Annotated in this window: 17 protein-coding genes; 6 read left to right on the forward strand and 11 right to left on the reverse strand. The window is 72.6% G+C overall.

What is annotated here, in order from left to right:
* The 5 genes from H299_RS0114015 to H299_RS0114035 form a co-directional block, all read right to left on the reverse strand.
* Positions 1-4,231 (reverse strand): putative T7SS-secreted protein (locus H299_RS0114015; RefSeq protein ID WP_027748919.1); only part of this gene is annotated, 4,231 nt, incomplete at its 3' end.
* Positions 4,231-4,785, reverse strand: coding sequence for a hypothetical protein (locus H299_RS34100; protein ID WP_051262462.1), 555 nt, complete (start codon positions 4,783-4,785; stop codon positions 4,231-4,233). The genes H299_RS34100 and H299_RS0114015, both read right to left, overlap by 1 nt.
* Positions 4,782-5,234, reverse strand: a complete 453-nt coding sequence (locus tag H299_RS34105; protein WP_051262463.1) for a hypothetical protein — start codon at positions 5,232-5,234, stop codon at positions 4,782-4,784. The genes H299_RS34100 and H299_RS34105 overlap by 4 nt, the downstream gene beginning before the upstream one ends.
* A gap of 155 nt (positions 5,235-5,389) precedes the next feature.
* Positions 5,390-6,043, reverse strand: coding sequence for a TOPRIM nucleotidyl transferase/hydrolase domain-containing protein (locus tag H299_RS0114030; RefSeq protein ID WP_027748920.1), 654 nt, complete (start codon positions 6,041-6,043; stop codon positions 5,390-5,392).
* A gap of 70 nt (positions 6,044-6,113) precedes the next feature.
* The gene (locus tag H299_RS0114035; RefSeq protein WP_486587268.1) at positions 6,114-6,794 is read right to left on the reverse strand and encodes a TetR/AcrR family transcriptional regulator; all 681 of its coding nucleotides are present in this window, start codon (positions 6,792-6,794) and stop codon (positions 6,114-6,116) included.
* Positions 6,795-6,961: 167 nt separating this feature from the next.
* Between H299_RS0114035 and paaN the strand changes: the two genes are divergently transcribed.
* Complete coding sequence (gene paaN, locus H299_RS0114040; protein WP_027748922.1) at positions 6,962-8,656, forward strand: phenylacetic acid degradation protein PaaN; 1,695 nt, start codon at positions 6,962-6,964, stop codon at positions 8,654-8,656.
* A 15-nt stretch (positions 8,657-8,671) separates the two neighbouring features.
* On the opposite strand, the gene H299_RS0114045 is transcribed toward paaN, so the two are convergent.
* From H299_RS0114045 to H299_RS0114060, 4 genes are all read right to left on the reverse strand, one after another.
* On the reverse strand, positions 8,672-9,502 hold the full coding sequence (locus H299_RS0114045) for a TrmH family RNA methyltransferase (protein ID WP_051262464.1): 831 nt from the start codon (positions 9,500-9,502) through the stop codon (positions 8,672-8,674).
* Positions 9,503-9,575: 73 nt separating this feature from the next.
* The gene (locus tag H299_RS0114050; RefSeq protein ID WP_027748924.1) at positions 9,576-9,800 is read right to left on the reverse strand and encodes a hypothetical protein; all 225 of its coding nucleotides are present in this window, start codon (positions 9,798-9,800) and stop codon (positions 9,576-9,578) included.
* A 60-nt stretch (positions 9,801-9,860) separates the two neighbouring features.
* Positions 9,861-11,252, reverse strand: coding sequence for an HTTM domain-containing protein (locus H299_RS34110; RefSeq protein ID WP_486587277.1), 1,392 nt, complete (start codon positions 11,250-11,252; stop codon positions 9,861-9,863).
* A gap of 149 nt (positions 11,253-11,401) precedes the next feature.
* Positions 11,402-12,058: a DUF5819 family protein gene (locus tag H299_RS0114060; protein ID WP_027748925.1), complete on the reverse strand. Its 657-nt coding sequence runs from the start codon at positions 12,056-12,058 to the stop codon at positions 11,402-11,404.
* Positions 12,059-12,191: 133 nt separating this feature from the next.
* Between H299_RS0114060 and paaA the strand changes: the two genes are divergently transcribed.
* Genes paaA through H299_RS0114085 form a run of 5 tightly spaced genes read left to right on the forward strand, consistent with a single transcriptional unit; the run spans position 12,192 to position 15,907 of the window.
* Positions 12,192-13,229: a 1,2-phenylacetyl-CoA epoxidase subunit PaaA gene (gene paaA, locus H299_RS0114065; RefSeq protein WP_078512735.1), complete on the forward strand. Its 1,038-nt coding sequence runs from the start codon at positions 12,192-12,194 to the stop codon at positions 13,227-13,229.
* On the forward strand, positions 13,226-13,510 hold the full coding sequence (gene paaB, locus H299_RS0114070; RefSeq protein WP_027748927.1) for a 1,2-phenylacetyl-CoA epoxidase subunit PaaB: 285 nt from the start codon (positions 13,226-13,228) through the stop codon (positions 13,508-13,510). The genes paaA and paaB overlap by 4 nt, the downstream gene beginning before the upstream one ends.
* Positions 13,507-14,253 (forward strand): 1,2-phenylacetyl-CoA epoxidase subunit PaaC, encoded by a 747-nt coding sequence (gene paaC / locus H299_RS0114075; RefSeq protein WP_078512736.1) that lies wholly within the window; start codon positions 13,507-13,509, stop codon positions 14,251-14,253. Before paaB ends, paaC begins: the two co-directional genes overlap by 4 nt.
* A gap of 2 nt (positions 14,254-14,255) precedes the next feature.
* Entirely contained in the window at positions 14,256-14,843 is a 588-nt protein-coding gene (paaD, locus tag H299_RS0114080) for a 1,2-phenylacetyl-CoA epoxidase subunit PaaD (protein ID WP_051262465.1), read from the forward strand.
* A 2-nt stretch (positions 14,844-14,845) separates the two neighbouring features.
* The gene (locus tag H299_RS0114085) at positions 14,846-15,907 is read left to right on the forward strand and encodes a 2Fe-2S iron-sulfur cluster-binding protein (protein WP_027748930.1); all 1,062 of its coding nucleotides are present in this window, start codon (positions 14,846-14,848) and stop codon (positions 15,905-15,907) included.
* 56 nt (positions 15,908-15,963) lie between these two features.
* Here H299_RS0114085 and H299_RS0114090 read toward each other — a convergent pair whose 3' ends face one another.
* Positions 15,964-16,323 (reverse strand): rhodanese-like domain-containing protein, encoded by a 360-nt coding sequence (locus tag H299_RS0114090; RefSeq protein ID WP_027748931.1) that lies wholly within the window; start codon positions 16,321-16,323, stop codon positions 15,964-15,966.
* A gap of 171 nt (positions 16,324-16,494) precedes the next feature.
* Positions 16,495-17,442 carry a J domain-containing protein gene (locus H299_RS34115; protein WP_486587269.1) on the reverse strand — a complete coding sequence of 316 codons (948 nt, stop codon included), beginning with the start codon at positions 17,440-17,442 and terminating at the stop codon, positions 16,495-16,497.
* Positions 17,443-17,444 lie beyond the last annotated feature (2 nt).

Raw genomic sequence — 17,444 nt, forward strand, 5'->3', positions numbered from 1 at the left:
GGGGGTTGGGGGCTGGGGACAGGCCGAGGGGGTCGGGGGTGGTGTAGCGGGCCGTGGTGGGGTCGTAGTGGCGGTGGAAGTTGCAGTGGAGGCCGGTTTCCGGGTCGTGGTACTGGCCCGGGAAGCGGAGCGGGGTGTACGTGGTGGCGTCGGTGTTCCAGGTGGTGGTGCCCCACAGGGTGGTACGGGTGTGCCAGGCGATGTCGCCGGATTCGGAGAGCAGCTCGGTGGGTGTGCCGACCAGGTCCGTGACGATCGCGAAGAAGCGGGAGTCGATCTCGTTCTGGGTGAGCTGGTCGAGGCGGCGCTCGGTCTGGGTCAGGGGCGTGAAGCCGTCGTGGTCCCAGGTGAGGGTGACCGGATGGGGGAGTTCCGGGGCCGTGGTGGTCTGTTCGATGAGGGTGGGGCCGTCCCAGGTGAAGTCGACCTGTTCCAGCACCTCGCCGGTGGGAGAGAGGCGCTGTTTGGCGGTGCGGCGGCCCAGGGGGTCGTAGCGGTAGTGCCACGTCGTGCCGTCGGGCGTGGTGCAGTCGGTGAGGCGGTCCTCGGTGTTCCAGGTGTAGCGCCAGGTGTCCGGCTTGCGGGAGAGGCGGGTGCGTTGCCGGAGGGTGACGCGGCCGGCGTCGTCGTGCTCGTAGCGGATGCGGCCCGCCGTACGGATGCGGGTGCCGGTGTACGTACGGGGACCTGCCGCCTCGGGTGGTGCGTGGTCGGTGGGCCAGCTCGCGTGCGTCTGGTTGCCCGCGTCGTCGTAAGCGTAGGTCTCGGTCCAGTCCGCAGCGTGGACTGCGGTGACGCGGCCCGCCGCGTCGAGGTCGAAGGTACGGGAGCCGGAGAGCTGGTCGGTGAGCGCCGTGAGGTGGCCGTCCGCGCGGTAGGTGTAGGTGCGGTGCTGGAGCTGTCGCGCGGTGGGGCCGGTGACGGTCTGGTCGGTGAGGCGTCCCGAGGCGTCCCAGAGTTGGGTGAGCGAGAGCCCGCCGTCGATCGCGCGGCTGGTTTCGCGGCCGGTCGCATCGTGGGTGAAGTCGAGCGTGTGGCCGGAGGCGGTGAGGGAGGAACGGTTGCCCGACGGGTCGTAGACGCAGGTGGAGACCGCGCCGCTGGGAGTGACGCGGCGGGTACGGCGGCCCAGTGCGTCGTAGGTGTGGGTGAGGAGGCGGCCGTCGGCTATCTCGGTCTTGACGCGGCCCAGCTTGTCGCGCTGCCACAGGAGTTCGGCCTCGGGGCTGATGGCCTCGGTGAGGCGCCCGGCGAGGTCGTAGCCGAAGGTGGTGGTTCGGCCGTCGGAGACCTTCTGGGTGATCTGGCCGAGTACGTCGCGGGCGTAGGTGACGGTCTCACCCAACGGCGTGATGCGGGAGGTGAGTTGGCCTGCCGCGTCGTGGGTGTAGGTCTGGGTGCGGCCGTCGAAGTCGGTCTCGGCGGTGAGGCGCCCGGCCGGGTCGTAGGCGTAGGACCAGGTGTGGCCCTGGGGGTTGGTGACCTGGGTGAGGCGCAGCTCGGTGTCGTGGTCGAACTCGTAGCGCACGCCGTCCGGGCCCGTCTGGGCGGCGAGCAGGTCGAAGTGCGTGTACTCGTACGTGGTGACCCCGCCCACCGCGTCGACCTGGCGGGTGCGGTTGCCCTCGCCGTCGTACGTCCAGGTGGAGGTGGCGCCGTCCGGGTCGGTGCGGGAGAGCAGACGGCCCTCGACGGACCAGGTCAGGCGGGTGACCGAGCCGGACGGGGTCTCCCCGACAGTGGCAGGGGACGGTTCCGTCAGGGCGACGGGGCGGCCGAAGGCGTCGCGCTCGTACGTGGTCACGCCGCCGCCGGGGTCGGTGATCTCCAGCGGGAGTCCGGCGGCGTCGCAGCGGACCCGGGTCACGCCGCCCATCGCGTCGGTGACCGAGGTGAGGTGGCCCAGGGAGTCGTAGGTGTAGCGGGTGACGTGGCCCGCCGGGTCGGTGGCCGAGGTGCGGTTGCCGCGCTCGTCGTAGGTGTAGTGCCAGGTGGTGCCGTCGGCGGCGGTGACGGAGATGGGCAGGCCGAGGGCGTTCCGGGTCACGGACGCTTCGCGCCCGTCGGGGCGGGTGACGGAGGCCAGGCGACCGGTGTCGTCCCACGAGAAGTGGGTGGTTCGCCCCAGCGGGTCCGTCTGGGCGGCGACCTGTCCGTGCGCGTCGTATGCGGTGCGCTGGACGGCGCCGGTGGGATCGGTGACCGCGAGCTGCTGGCAGCGGTCGTCGAAGAGGTGTCGGGTGCGGTGGCCGGTGCGGGTGGTGAGGGTGGTGACGCGGTGGCCCGTGGCGGGGTCACGGCCGTCGTAATCGATGCGGACCTGCATGTGGCCCTCGGTGCCGCCCTCGGCGACGCACCGGTGCTGGTTGTCGTAGACGTAGTCGTAGCGCCGGTCGTTGGTGTCGGTCCAGGAGGTGACGCGGCGTTCGTCGTCGTAGGCGAAGCGCAGGGGGAGGCCGGAGGAGTTGGTGACCTCGGTCAGGTTGCCGTCGGTGTAGCCGTAGCGGATCAGCTCCTGGTCACCGAGATGGAGGGCCGTGACGCGGTCGTCCTCGACGGTGAGGCGCAGGTGGTAGCCCGCGCTGTGCACGATGTCGGTGGGTGTGCCGTCGGGGGCGTACTCGAAGGTGATCCGGTGCCCGTTGCGGTCCGAGATCTGCTCCAGCACGGCGATGCCGTCCGCCCCGTCCTCGGGCGGGGAGAAGTGCCGTATGTGCCCGGTGTCCGGGTCGGTGAGGGTGTAGCCGCCGTCCCGGGTGCGCTCCAGCGGCCAGCGGGCGCCGACCTCGGGGAGCGTCGGCAGGCCGGGCGCCGGGTGAGGGTAGGCGATGAGGCGGCCGTCCTCAGCGACCAGGACGACGCCTTGGGAGTCCACCCGAAGGTGCTGGTCCACCGTGGAGGACCAGGACGGGCCGAACCAGTACCCCTGGTCATAGGAGGAGTCCACCTGCCGGGAGAAGACCAGCGGCAGCTCGCCGGGCAGGGTGACGTCCGTCTGCGGCAGGAACATCCGGCCGGTGGAGAGGTCGACGGGGTCGGTGCCCGCCGTCTTCTTACGCCAGTTGTCCATCGCCTCCCGGAAGCGGTCGTGCAGTGATCCGAGCCTGCCCCGGGCGGGTGGGCTGCCCGCTCGCCGTCCGGCGTTGGCGGTCTTGCGGGCCACGCCGGTGCCCTTGCCCCCGCCGGGGGCAAGGGCCTGGCCCAGGACGTCGCCCGGGTCGTGCCGCAGGGCGTCCTTCAGCGCCTGGCCCGCCGCCTTGGGGTCCTTGGCCACGGCGTAGATGCCTACGGCGTTGGTGTTGACGTTGGTGAGCCAGTCGCGCGGATGCGTGAGGTTGAACGGGTCCGCCGGATTCATGCTGCGGGCGAAGGCGGCGGCCGAGGACATGCCGTTGACCACCCCGCCGGGCACGTGCGCCAGGTTCAGCTTGGCGATGTCGGCATCGCTGCGCGCCTGCTGGTAGGCGGAGGGCTTCGGCGGCGCCGCGTCGCGTGCGGACTGGATGAGCTTCCGGGCCTTCTCGGCGGCGGTGTTGCGCTGTTCGCGGGCGCGGCTCAGGATGCCCTCGGCCTCCTCCCGCCCGGCCGGGCCAGGGTCCTTGAAGTCGCCGGGCGGGACCGGGCACACGCCGGGGTCCTCGTTGCCGAAGATGTTCTTGAGCTGGTAGTCCTTCGCGGCGGCGTTGTAGGTTTCGACCTTCTTGTTGTGGGCGTCCCGCTCGGTCTCGGAGTCCTTGTTGGCCTTCTTGTAGACGGCGATGGCCTCCCGCGCCTGTCCCTGGGCCCAGGAGACGGTGCCTGCGAAGTCCTCCAGCGCCCCGGCCGCCTTCTCGCAGGCGTCGGCCGCCTTGAACCACTTCTTCGGCTCGATCGAGACCTTGTCCCGGAACGCCTCCGCCGTCTTGCCCTTCAGGTGGCTGGAGTCGAGCTTCTTCAGTCCGTTGCCGACCTTGTCGAAGGCGGTCTTGAAATCCCTGAGGTGCTTCGCGTGGGAACGCAGCTTCCCGGCACTGCCGTACACCAGCTTCTTCGCGTCTTCGGTCTGGTCGAGCTGCTGCTCGTCGACATCGGCGTGCAGGGAGTTGGCCACGGAATTCTTGGCATCGCGGACAGCCTGTCCCGCCTCGTCCGCGCCAACCGTCTCCAGACCCTTGGCGACGATCTCGCCGCCACCGTCGACCGCTTCGCCGAGTCCTTCCTTGAGGCCGTTGAGGGCACCGCCGAGGCTCATCAGCGATCGCCGCCCTCAGCCGAACCGGCCCCACCGGTGGGAGGCTTCAGCACCTTCTCGGTGCCCTCCGGGTTCGACCACTGCTCGGACATGCTCGGCGCGGACTTGTCACTCGGGTCGGCGCCGTAGTCGGGGCCCTCCGGCTTCAGGAGGTCCATCCAGCCCGTCGCGCTGACCTCCTCCTTGCTCTTACCGGGGTTCGAGAGGGGGTTGGAGACGTGGATCGCGGACTTGAAGGTTTCCTCCCAGTACTTGTCCTCCGAGTACTGGAGCCCGACGGCCAGCCCCAGCTCCTGCGCTATCGCGTTGGCGTCGGCGATCAGGGCACGCACCCCCCACTCCCAGTTCTCGCTGAAGGCTCGGAAGTCATCGGCGAGACCGGCGTGGCCAGCCTCCATGTTGGTCATCTTCAGCTCTTCGATGCCGGAGCCCTTCAGCGCCGTCACCCCGGTGCTGCCCGACTGCTCCAGCTCGTCGATCGCGGCCTGAAGACCACTGGTGATCTGGGCCAGGGTCGACTTGCTGATGTTCAGGTCGCCGCCTTCGTCGCTCAACTGGGGCTCCTTGGGGGGTGGTCGGGCGTACGGGGCGCGGTGCCGGGGTCGGCTTCGGTGTCGGCGTCCAGGGCGCAGGAGTCCGGGACGATGCCGCGTACCGGCGGCAGGAGCATCGAGGCGTCCCGGTCGGCGACGTCGATCGCGATGCCGGTGGGGTCGTCGAGGGAGGGGATCAAGGAGTCGAGCAGGCGGGCGCCGAGGACGGAGACGTAGGTGTGCGGGGACTCGGGCGCGGCGGGCGGGCGGGGGGCGAGGCCCTGGAGGAAGCGGGCGAGGGCGTGTTCGCCGGTGAAGGCGTAGATCCAGCGGATGCCGCCGTACGCCGCCGACATGAGGCCGTCGTCCAGGACCGGCACCAGGAGGGCCGTACGGCGGAACTCCCCTATCAGGGCCGCTGGTTCACCCTGCCCCGCGCGGCGCGCAGCTATCTCGTCCGTCAGTCCCATCCCCGCCCCCGGGCACCGCTGCTCGTGTCCCCTGTCACTGAACTGCCAACCCTACGACGTGCGTTCGCATGGTCACCATCCGTACGGGTGACTGTTGCGCAGGTCACCCACGCAGCGTGTGCGCGCGGGCGCGGGGCGGTGCCCCGGAGCCCGGGTCAGAGTGCGGCGAGCAGGCCGTTGAGGGGGGCCGGGATGCGGTCGGGTGCGAGGGCCTCGACGAGGACGCGGCCGTAGTGGATCTTGCGCCCCTTCTTGGTGCCGAAGAAGCGCCGCAGCTGCTGCTCGGCGGTGCGGACCCGCTGGGCGGGCTGGCGCAGGAAGGTCTGGAGGGCGCGCAGGTCGCCCTCGGCCTGGACCAGTTCCGTCACGCGGGTCACGCCCAGCGCGCGGATCAGCTCCTCCTCCAGGTCGGCCGCGCAGACGAAGAAGCCCTGCTCCGGCGCCCCGGCCCGCTCCAGGGCGCGGGCGTAGTAGGGGTACTCGGCCTCGTCGCAGAGCCCGGTGAGGCGGAGGCCCAGGCCGGGCGGGCCGAGGAGGGAGGTGAAGCGCCCGACGCTCATCGCGCCGCCCATCGCCAGGACGCAGACCCCTTCGGCTGCCAGGTCCCGGCCGCGGCTCGCGGCCAGCGCGTCGACCGCCGCGACGTCGCTCGGCCCTTCGAGCAGGACGGCCGCCCGCACGGGCAGCCGCGCGGCCAGCTCGCGCGCCAGCTCGGCGGGGCCGCGCGGGCCGCCGGGGCCGCCGAGGTCACCGGGGCCGTCGGCCGCCCACGCGGTGACCGCCAGCCGGAAGGACGCCATGTCAGCCATGGGAGGAGTCTCCGTCCTTTCCGGGCGGCGCGGGTAGGCGTTTTCCGCCGGGTGCGACGGCGGGGCGGGCTCAGGGCCGGGGGTCGGCCGTACGGAGCCCGGCGAAGGCGGTGCGGACGACCGCGTCGGCGACCTCGGCGTCCGTCGTACGGCCGTGCTGGGCGTCGGGGACGTACGGGGTGTCGCGGTCATGGGGGGTGTCGCTGCCGTGCTGGGCGTCGCGGCCGTCGCGGTCCGGGCGGTACCACTCGACCAGCGAGTTGATCATCCCGAACAGCAGCCGGGTCGCCAGCCGCGCGTCCACGTCCCGGCGCAGGTCGCCGTCGTCCGCGGCCTGGCTCAGCAGCGCCGCGACCTGCTGGTCGAACTCGCGGCGGCGGTCCATGGCCCAGCGTTCCGTGTCCGTGTTCCCCCGTACGCGCAGCAGCAGGGTGACGTACGGCAGGTCCGCCATCAGCACCTCGACGGTGCGGCGGGTGACGTGCTCGAGCCGGTCGACGGCGCGGCCCCGCAGGGCGGCGGGCTCGTCCAGAATGGCGAAGAGGCCGTCCAGGGCCCGGCTTATCGCGCGCCGCAGCAGCTCTTCCTTGCCCGTGACGTGGTGGTAGATGGACGACTTGGAGATGCCCGCGGCGCGCGAGAGGTGCTCCATGGAGGTGCCGTCGTATCCGCGCTCGTTGAAGACCTGTACGGCGACCGCGAGCAGCGTGTCAGGGGTGTAAGTGTCGCGCTTCGCGGGCATGGCGGGCATGCCAGGCATGCTATCCGCCGCTTTCGGGGAGTTGGCCGTCACCGTGTCACCGTGCCTGGTCCGTCGCGCCTGGTCCGTCACAGCCCTCTTGCACCGACCGATCGTTCGGTAGCAGTATCTGAACCATACGCCCATCTGCCACCCAGCTCGACGAGGAGTTGGTCCCCGTGACCGCCGCAGCCAGTCCCGTGCAGTTGATCGAAAAGCACCGCGCGACCCTCGACCGGGCCCTGGAGGCGATCCGCAGCCGCGAGTACTGGTCGCCGCACCCCGAGCACCCCAAGGCGTACGGCGAGGACGGCTCGCTCGGCCCGGCCGCGGGCCAGCAGGCGTTCGACGCGCTGCGCGGCACGCGCTTCGAGCTGGACGGCCAGCCCGGCACCGACGGCTGGACGGCGACCGAGACCTCCCCGTACGGCATCCCGCTGGGCATCGAGTACCCGCACCCCGACATCTACGCGCTGCTCCCCGCGATGCGGCTGGCGATGCCCGCCTGGCGGGAGGCCGGCCCGGAGGCGCGCGCGGCGGTCTGCCTGGAGATCCTGGCGCGGATCAGCGCCCGTACGCACGAGTTCGCGCACGCGGTGATGCACACCAGCGGGCAGGCGTTCATGATGGCGTTCCAGGCGGGCGGCCCGCACGCGCAGGACCGGGGCATGGAGGCGGTGGCGTACGCGTACGTGGAGCAGGTGCGCACCCCGGAGGCCGCCGACTGGTCCAAGCCCCAGGGCAAGCGCGACCCGCTGAACCTGCGCAAGGAGTTCACGGCGGTGGGGCGGGGCATCTCGCTGCTGGTCGGCTGCAACACCTTCCCCACCTGGAACGGCTACCCGGGCTTCTTCGCCTCGCTCGCCACCGGGAACCCGGTGCTGGTCAAGCCGCACCCGCGCGCCGTGCTGCCGCTGGCGCTGACCGTGCGGACCGCCCGCGAGGTACTGGCCGAGGCGGGCTTCGACCCGAACCTCGTCGCCCTGGCCGCCGAGCGCGAGGGCGAGGGCATCGCCCGGGAGCTGGCGATGCGGCCGGAGATCCGCATCATCGACTACACCGGCTCCGCCGCCTTCGGCGACTGGCTGGAGGCCAACGCCCGGCAGGCCCAGGTCTTCACCGAGAAGTCCGGGGTCAACACCGTCGTCATCGACTCGACGGACGACTACCGCGGGATGCTGGGCAACCTCGCCTTCTCCCTCTCCCTGTACAGCGGCCAGATGTGCACCACCCCGCAGAACCTGCTGCTGCCGCGCGGCGGCATCGAGACGGACGAGGGCGAGAAGACGTACGACGAGGTGGTCGGCGACCTGGCGGCGGCCGTCGGGAAGCTGCTGGGCGACGACGCGCGGGCGAACGCGCTGCTCGGCGCCATCGTCAACCCGCAAGTGGGGGAGCGCATCGACGGGGCGGGCGCGCTGGGCGAGATCGCGCTGCCGTCGCGCTCGGTGGACAACCCGGACTTCCCCGGCGCGACGGTCCGTACGCCGGTGATCGTCAAGCTGGACGCGGCGAAGCCGGAGACGGCGTCGGCGTGCCTGGAGGAGTGCTTCGGACCGGTGTCCTTCGTGGTGGCCGTCGACTCCACGCCGGACGCGGTGACGCTGCTGCGGCGCACGGTGCGCGAGAAGGGCGCGATGACGGTCGGCGCGTACACCTCGTCGCCGGAGATGGAGCGGCTGATCGAGGACGCGTGCCTGGAGGAGTGCGCGCAGCTCTCGCTCAACCTGACGGGCGGGGTGTACGTCAACCAGACGGCGGCGTTCTCCGACTTCCACGGGTCGGGCGGCAATCCGGCGGCGAACGCGGCGCTGTGCGACGGGGCGTTCGTCGCGAACCGCTTCCGGACGGTGGAGGTGCGGCGGCCCGCGTGACGGCGGGGCCGCTCCCTACGGGCTCGGGGGCGGCTTCGGCTGCGCCATCCAGTGGTAGAGGGTCATGGCGACGCTGGTGGCCAGGTTGTAGCTGGAGACCTGCGGGCGCATCGGCAGGGCCACGAGGTGGTCCGCCCGCGCCCGCAGTCCGGCGGAGAGGCCGTGGCGCTCGGAGCCGAAGGCGAGCAGCGCGTCGTCGGGGAGGGTGAGGGTGCGCAGGTCCGCGCCCTCCGGGTCGAGGGCGTAGACGGGGCCGGCGGGCAGATCTGCGGGCTCCCGGCGCTCGACGGCGGTGGCGAAGTGGAGGCCGGCGCCGGCGCGCACCACCTGGGGGTGCCACGGGTCGACGGTGCCGGTGGTCAGGACGCCCGCCGCCCCGCACCCGGCGGCGAGGCGGATCACGGCGCCGATGTTGCCCAGGTGGCGCGGGTTGTCGAGGACGATCAGCGGGGCGGTGCGCGGGTGGGCGGGGCCGCGGTCGGTGGCGGCGGGGCCGGGGCTGTCCGGGGCGAGGCCGGGGGCGCGTACGGCGAGTGCGGCGACGCCGGTCGGGTGCGGGCGGGCGAGGAGCGCGCCGAGCGCGGCGGACGGCACCTCGTGCAGCCGGGCGGCGAGCGCGCCGGTCAGGTCGGGGGCGAGGTCGGCGGCGAGCGCGAGGGCGGCCGTACGGTCGTCGGTCAGGGCGAGGGGGACCTCGGCGCCGAAGCGCAGTGCGTGCTTGAGGGCGTGGAAGCCGTCCAGCAGGACGCCGTGGGGGGCGAGTTCGCGTTCGAGCGCGCGCCAGCGATGCACGGCCGCCTCGCCGGGATCGGGTGCCGGGGCGGGGGCCTCCCGGTGATCGTTCACCGGGCCAGCCTACGGGCGCCGCGCGCCGCTCCCCGCCCGCTCCCCGCCCGCTCCCCGCCCGCTCCCCGCCCGCTCAGCCGCGCTGCGACGCCTCGACCGCGTGGTACACGCAGACCCCGAACGAGAGCACCCCGCCGACCAGCAGGATCAGCGCGGCCTCCGCCGTGTCGTCCAGCAGCGGAACGGCCCCCGCCAGTTGCAGCACGCCGAGCACCGCGAACAGCGCCGCGTACAGCCCGCGCCGCGTCCTGCCGCTTCCGCCGCTCTCCCTGCTCTTCCTGTGCTTGCGTGCCGCCATGCCGTCCCCCGTGGTCGTCGCCGCCCGGAGGGAACCCCGTTCGCCTCCGGGCGACAGAACCTAGCGCGGCAGTGTCACGCTCGTGTCTTCGTCACGCTTCTTTTCGGTCTGTCCCTCGTATCCCGGATGCCCCGCATATGCCGGATGCCGCGCCCCCGCACGCTGTCCGGGCACCGCGGCTTCGCCGCCCGGAGCCCGTGCGGAGCCGCCGCCGGACGACCGGCGCAGCCTGGCGGTGAGCCGGCCGGAGCGGGCGCCGACCCAGACCAGCAGGGCCGTGGGGAGGAAGACCGCGTCCGCCGCGATCATGGCGAGCGAGAAGATGGGCAGGCCGAGCAGGACGGCGATGCTCAGGTGCTCGGCGATCATGATGGCGAGCAGGACGTTCTTCACCTTGCGGTTGAAGAGGGCGAAGGGGAAGGCGACCTGCACCATCACGGTCACGTAGGTCATGATCATGATGATCAGGCCGCTGCTCGCGAAGACGTCGTTCAGCTCGGGCCAGGGGGCGAAGTACTCGAGCTTCATCGGGTAGTAGGCGGCGGTGCCGTCCTGCCAGCGCGAGCCCTGGATCTTGTACCAGCCGGCCGTCGAGTAGATCAGGCAGACCTCGAACATGATCACGACGATCGCGCCGTTGTGGACGAGGTTCGCGATGACGTCCAGCACCGTACGGGGCTCGCCCGGCGCGTAGCGGTTCACCGCCCACCATCCGGCGGCGACCACCCAGAAGCCCCAGTAGATCAGCGCCCAGCCCGGCGTCAGGCCCGGCCCCGCCGTGGCGGCGACGAGCGCGACGCCGCACACCACCCACAGCACGACACCGGCCAGGTCCCGCCCCGCGCCGTCCCCGCCCGTACGGGCCGCGCGGAGCGCGTCCAGGGACCACACCTGCGCGCACCGGGTGAGTACCAGGTACATGGCCATCAGGTGGATGACGTTGTCGCTGCCGTCGCCCATGAAGATGCTGCGGTTCTGTAGCGAGAGGACGCCGATCATGAACAGCACGGACATGGTGCGCGTCCGCCAGCCGAGCAGCAGGGCGACGCTGGTGAGGATCGCGAGCAGGTACACGCACTCGAACCAGGCGTTGCTCTGCGTCCACATCAGCACCGAGAACGCGTCGTTGTTGGCGATCAGCTCCTCGGCCAGGTCCCAGCCCCACGGGCTGTCGGGGCCGTACAGCTCCTGGCGGTTCGTCCACTCGCGGAGCAGGTAGACGAGCCAGGCGCCGGCGAAGCCGATGCGCACGATCGCCGTCTGGTACGGGCCCAGGGCCTGGCCGGTGATGCGGCCGAAGGCGGTGTGGAGCGAGGAGTCCAGGCGGGTGCGCCAGTGGGGCCTGGGCGGGGCTGATGCCGCGGGTGCCGCGGGCGGCACGGGTATGGAGGGCGGGGCGGGCGGCGGCGGGAGCGCGGGCACCTCGGCCCACGACGGGCGCTGCTGCGGCACCCCGCGCGCCGCGGGCGCCTCGCGCGTCGTCGGCTCCCGCGGGTTCAGGGGCGGCACGGGCCCGTCGCCCTCCGCGTGCTCGCCAGTGTGCTCGCCGCGCTGCGCGTGCTCCGCGTGCTCGCCGTGCTCGCCTTGCTCGTGACGGTCGCTCACTCTGCCCCCTGGAGATCCGCGCGGGTGATCGCCCACCAGGGCAGCACCCAGTACTCGGGCTTGGTGTCGATCCGCTCGTCGCTCCACTTGGGCGCGGCCACCCGGGTGGTCTGGGACCGCAGCTGGATGCGGTCGACGGTGCCGCCGTTCAGCTCCGGGCCGAAGCGGTGCATCACGATGCGCTTGATGTACTTCTCGGACAGGTCGCCCCGGTAGCCGACAGGACGGCCCTTGTCGTCGTGCGAGTCGGTGTAGAAGCTCCAGGCCCGGCGCAGCTCGTTCTGGACGACGTGGCTGGGGAAGGGGTTGCCGCGGATGTTGTCGCCGTCCATCGCGGAGAGGTCGACCCAGCCGGTCGTCTCGTTCGCCCCGTCGTCCTTGGTGACGCTGGCACGGGCCTGTACGCGGATGTTCTGCTGAAGCGGGTTGGGTGCGAACAGCTTCCAGTTCTGCTCGAACTCCGGATAGATGTAGTCGTCAATGACGGACTCGTGTTCCTTGCTGAGCGTGTTCTCCGGCGCGACGTGCAGGAAGACCATCGCCCCGTGCACGGCGACGGCTACCGCGACGAGCGCCACGGCTATCGCCACGGTGATCCGCCCGGGCATCGACAGCGCGGCGATGCCGCCGTGCCGTTCCTCGTCAGGCTCCATGCCCTCCCCGCCCCTCTCTGTGTTCCGCACCCCAGAGGTTAGTCACTGTCCGGGTGGTCTTGACACCGTGTGGCGCACCGGCCCACCATTGAACCGAACGATCGGTCGGTCGGCTGGAGCCAAGGAGCCTCGCATGACGACGTTGCTGCCGGGAAACAGCCCCGCGCCCCCATCGCCTTCCGCGCAGGCCACCGGCCCGCAGCCGCCCGCGGCGGGGTACGAGGCCGCGTTCGACGCCGCCGTCGCCGCCGACGAGCGCATCGAGCCGCGCGACTGGATGCCGGACGCCTACCGCGCCACGCTCGTCCGCCAGATCGCCCAGCACGCGCACTCCGAGATCATCGGCATGATGCCGGAGGCGAACTGGCTCAGCCGCGCCCCCTCCCTCCGCCGCAAGGCGATCCTGCTGGCCAAGGTGCAGGACGAGGCGGGCCACGGGCTGTACCTCTACAGCGCCGCCGAGACCCTGGGCACCGGCCGGGACGAGCTGCTGGACAAACTGCACACCGGCCGCCAGAAGTACTCCTCCATCTTCAACTACCCCACCCTCACCTGGGCCGACGTCGGCGCCATCGGCTGGCTGGTGGACGGCGCCGCGATCACCAACCAGGTGCCGCTGTGCCGCTGCTCCTACGGGCCCTACGCCCGCGCCATGGTCCGCATCTGCAAGGAGGAGTCCTTCCACCAGCGCCAGGGGTACGAGCTGCTGCTGACGCTCAGCCGGGGCACCGAGGCGCAGCACGCGATGGCGCAGGACGCGGTGGACCGCTGGTGGTGGCCGTCACTGATGATGTTCGGGCCGCCCGACGACGAGTCGGCGCACAGCGCCCAGTCCATGGCGTGGAAGATCAAGCGCCACTCCAACGACGAACTGCGGCAGCGCTTCGTGGACATCTGCGTGCCGCAGGCCGAGGCGCTGGGCCTCACCCTCCCCGACCCGGAGCTGCGGTGGAACCAGGAGAGCGGGCGCTGGGACTTCGGGGCGATCGACTGGGGCGAGTTCAAGGCGGTCCTGCGGGGCGACGGGCCGTGCAACGAGCAGCGCCTGCGCCAGCGCCGCACCGCGCACGAGGACGGCGCGTGGGTGCGCGACGCGGCGGCGGCGCACGCCCGCAAGCAGCCGCAGCAGCGGCGGCAGGCGGCCCGGCAGCAGGCGGAGGTGTCCCGATGAGCGGTGACTGGCCCCTGTGGGAGGTCTTCGTACGCAGCAGGCGCGGCCTGTCGCACACCCACGCCGGAAGCCTGCACGCCCCCGACGCGGAACTGGCGCTGCGCAACGCCCGCGACCTGTACACGCGCCGTTCCGAGGGCGTCTCCCTCTGGGTCGTGCCCTCCAGCGCGGTCACCGCCTCGTCGCCGGACGAGAAGGACCCCTTCTTCGAGTCGGCCGCCGACAAGCCCTACCGGCATCCGACGTTCTACGAGGTCCCGGAGGGGGTGAAGAACCTGTGAGCGCCGACGCACCCGAGACGGCCGACGTGGCCGACGCACCCGACGTGGCCGACCGCCCCGAGCTGGCGCTCGCCGACGACGCGCTCGTCCTCGCGCACCGGCTCGGGCAGTGGGCCGGGCACGCCCCCGTGCTGGAGGAGGAGGTCGCCCTGGCGAACATCGCCCTCGACCTGCTCGGCCAGGCGCGGACGCTCTACTCCCAGCTGGGCGACGAGGACGAGCTGGCATACCTGCGCGAGGAGCGTGCCTTCCGCAACTGCCAGCTGGTCGAACAGCCGAACGGCGACTTCGCGGTCACCATGGTGCGGCAGCTGTTCTTCTCCAGCTGGCAGGAACTGCTCTACGGGCAGCTGGCCCCGGCCGGGATGCCCCTCGCGGCGAAGGCGGTCAAGGAGGTCGCCTACCACCGCGACCACGCCGAGCAGTGGACCGTACGGCTCGGGGACGGCACCGAGGAGAGCCACGCCCGCACGCAGCGCGCCGTCGACGCCCTGTGGCGGTACACGGGCGAGCTGTTCCAGCCGCTGCCCGGGCTGGCCGTCGACGCGGACGCGCTGCGCGCCGGCTGGGACGCGCGGGTGACCGGCGTACTGGACCGGGCCACCCTCACCCTGCCCGACGGCCCGCAGCAGGACGCCTGGGCCGCCGGCGGCGGGCGGGAGGGGCTGCACACCGAGCCGTTCGGGCCGATGCTCGCCGAGATGCAGCACCTGCACCGCAGCCATCCGGGGGCGAAGTGGTGACCATGACCGACGGGCGGGCGCCACGGGCCGGGCAGCGCGTCGACGCGCTGCGCGAGCTGGCCGGGGCGGTACCCGACCCGGAGCTGCCGTTCGTCTCGCTCGCCGAGCTGGGCGTGCTGCGGGACGTCCGGGAGGTTGGTGCGGACGGGGTGGAGGTCGAGCTGACGCCCACCTACACCGGATGCCCGGCCGTCGAGGCGATGGCCGCCGACATCGAACGGGTACTGCGGGAGCACGGCGCGGCGCACGTCGAGGTCCGTACGGTGCTCACCCCGGCGTGGTCCACCGACGACATCACCGCCGAGGGCCGCCGCAAGCTGGCGGAGGCGGGCATCGCACCGCCGCGCCCCACCGGCGCGGGGCGCCCGGCGGGACCGGTGGCGGTGGGGCTCGGGCCCACCCGGGCCCAGCCACACGGCGGCGGGAGCGGGGACGGCGCGGCGGGCGAACCGGCCGCCGAGGCGGTCCGCTGCCCGCGCTGCGGCTCGGCCGCGACCACGCTGCTCAGCCGCTTCTCCTCCACCGCCTGCAAGGCGCTGCGCCGCTGCGACACCTGCCGCGAGCCGTTCGACCACTTCAAGGAGCTGTGACGATGTTCCATCCGCTCCTGGTCAGCGCGGTCGACCGGCTCACCGACGACTCGGTCGCGGTCACCCTCCAGGTACCGCCCGAACTCCGCCCGCTCTACGGCTACGCGCCCGGCCAGCACATCGCGCTGCGGCGCCTCGGCGCCCACGCCACGGGCGAGGTGCGCCGTACGTACTCGCTGTGCGCACCGGCCTCCGCCGCGCCCGAGACGCTGCGCATCGGCGTACGGCGCGTCGAGGGCGGTGAGTTCTCGACCTACGCGCTCAAGGAGCTGGCCGTCGGCGACACGGTGGAGGTGCTGCCGCCGACGGGGCGGTTCCTGCTGGAGCCGCGCGCCGGGCACTTCGCCGCGATCGTGGGCGGCAGCGGGATCACGCCGGTGCTGTCCATCGCCGCAAGCCTGCTCGGCGGCGAGCCCTCGGCGCGCTTCCTGCTGATCCGCAGCGACCGGTCCGTGGCGTCCGCGATGTTCCTGGAGGAGGTCGCCGAGCTGAAGGACCGCTGGCCCGAACGCTTCCAGCTGGTGCACGCCCTCTCCCGCGAGGAGCAGCAGGCGGGCCTGCCGTCGGGCCGGCTGGACGAGAAGCGGCTGCGCGGGCTGCTGCCCGCCCTCCTCACGGCGGACGGGGTGCGGCAGCTCGACGGCTGGTACCTGTGCGGTCCGCTGGGGCTGGTGGAGGGCGCAGTGGGTGCGCTGCGCGGGCTGGGCGTGGCCCGGAGCAGGATTCACCAGGAGATCTTCCACGCGGAGGAGCCCGACGTGCGACCCGCACCGGTCGCCACCCCGGACTCGGCCACCGTCACCGCCACGCTCGACGGGCGCGGCGGCAGCTGGCCGGTGCAAGGCGGCGAGACCGTGCTCGAAACCGTCCTGCGCAACCGCGCCGACGCGCCGTACGCCTGCAAGGGCGGGGTGTGCGGCACCTGCCGGGTGCGGCTGCGGTCGGGTGAGGTGCGGATGGACCGGAACTTCGCGCTGGAACCGGAGGAGCTGGAGGCGGGCTACGTCCTGGCCTGCCAGTCCCACCCGGTGACCCAGGCGGTCGAGGTGGACTTCGACGCGTAGGACTCCGGCGGTCGGCGGGGAGGTCGCAGCGGGCAGACGGCAGCGGGAAGCGGGCGTCACTTCACGAAGGCGTCACCGCTCGCGTCGCCGCCTTCTGCCCCGCCCACCAGCGGACGCCCGGCGGCCTCCCAGGCCAGCATTCCGCCCTCGACGTTGACCGCGTCCAGCCCCTGCTGGAGCAGGTACTGCGTGACCTGGGCCGAACGGCCGCCGACCCGGCACACCACGAAGACGCGCTCGCCCTCGCCCGCCCGCTCGGTCAGCTCACCGAAGCGGCCGACGAAGTCGCTCATGGGGATGTGCAGCGCGCCCTCCGCGTGCCCGGCTGCCCACTCGTCGTCCTCGCGGACGTCCAGCAACAGCCCGTCCGCGGGCACCTGCACGGCATCGACCTGGGGCAACTGACCGAACTGCATCGCAACAGCCTCTCTTGCCGACTCGCCGCCGGCTCCGTTCGCGGGCGTCCGGGGTGGCTTCGGCGCCCCCCGCACTCGCCCGACCTGTCTCACACCGTCTGATCCGCACCGTCTGATCCGCACCGGCCGGGCTCACGTCGCACCGGGGCGCCCCGCTCTCGGCTATCGGGCTCACCCGGCATCCGGTGTGCCGCGCGCGGCCTGCCCGCCCCGCACACCCTCCGCGCCTTCCGTGCCCTCCACTTCCTGCGTGCCCTCCGCCGCCCCCACCGCGGCCGTCAGCCCGGCGAGCCGCTCCTCCCGCTCGGAGACCTGGCCCAGCAGCTGCTCGGCGATCTCCTCCAGCAGGGTGTCCGGGTCGTCCGGCGCCATCCGCAGCATCGCTCCGATGGCGCTCTGCTCCATCTCCTCGACCGCCGCGGCCAGCATCTCCTTGCGCTGGGCCAGCCACTCCAGCCGGATGTACAGCTCCTCGTTCCGGCTCGGCGGCGACTGTACGGGCACCGGCCCCGCCGCCCACTCGTCCGCCAGCGCGCGCAACGCCTCCGTGTCGCCCGCCGCGTACGCCTTGTTGACCCGGATCATGAAGTCCTCACGACGGTCCCGCTCCGCGTCGTCCCGCGCGAGGTCCGGGTGCGCCAGCCGCACCAGCTCCCGGTACGCCTTGCGGGCGTCCTCGCCGGGACGCACGCGCGGCGGCGGCTGCACCGGCTGCTCGTTGAGCATCGCCGCGGCCTCCGGCGACAGGCCGTCGGAGTCGACCCAGCCGTGGAACAGCTCCTCCACACCGGGCATCGGCAGGACGATCGCCCGCGCCTCGTCCGCCCGGCGCAGGTCCTCCGGGTCCTGCGTACGCTCGGCGACGGCCTCGGCTATCTGCGCGTCCAGCTCGTCCAGCCGGGCGTACATGGGGCCGAGGCGCTGGTGATGGAGCCGGGAGAAGTTCTCCACTTCGACCCGGAAGGTCTCCACGGCGATCTCGAACTCGATGAGTGCCGTCTCGGCTGCCCGCACCGCCTTCTCGAGTCGCTCCGTGGCCGCGGCGTCCTCGGCTGCCACCGCACGCTCGGCGTCGGCCCTGTCCTGCTGCTCGCCCTGATCGGCTTCCGGGGTGTCCACAC

Source organism: Streptomyces sp. CNH287, assembly GCF_000424825.1.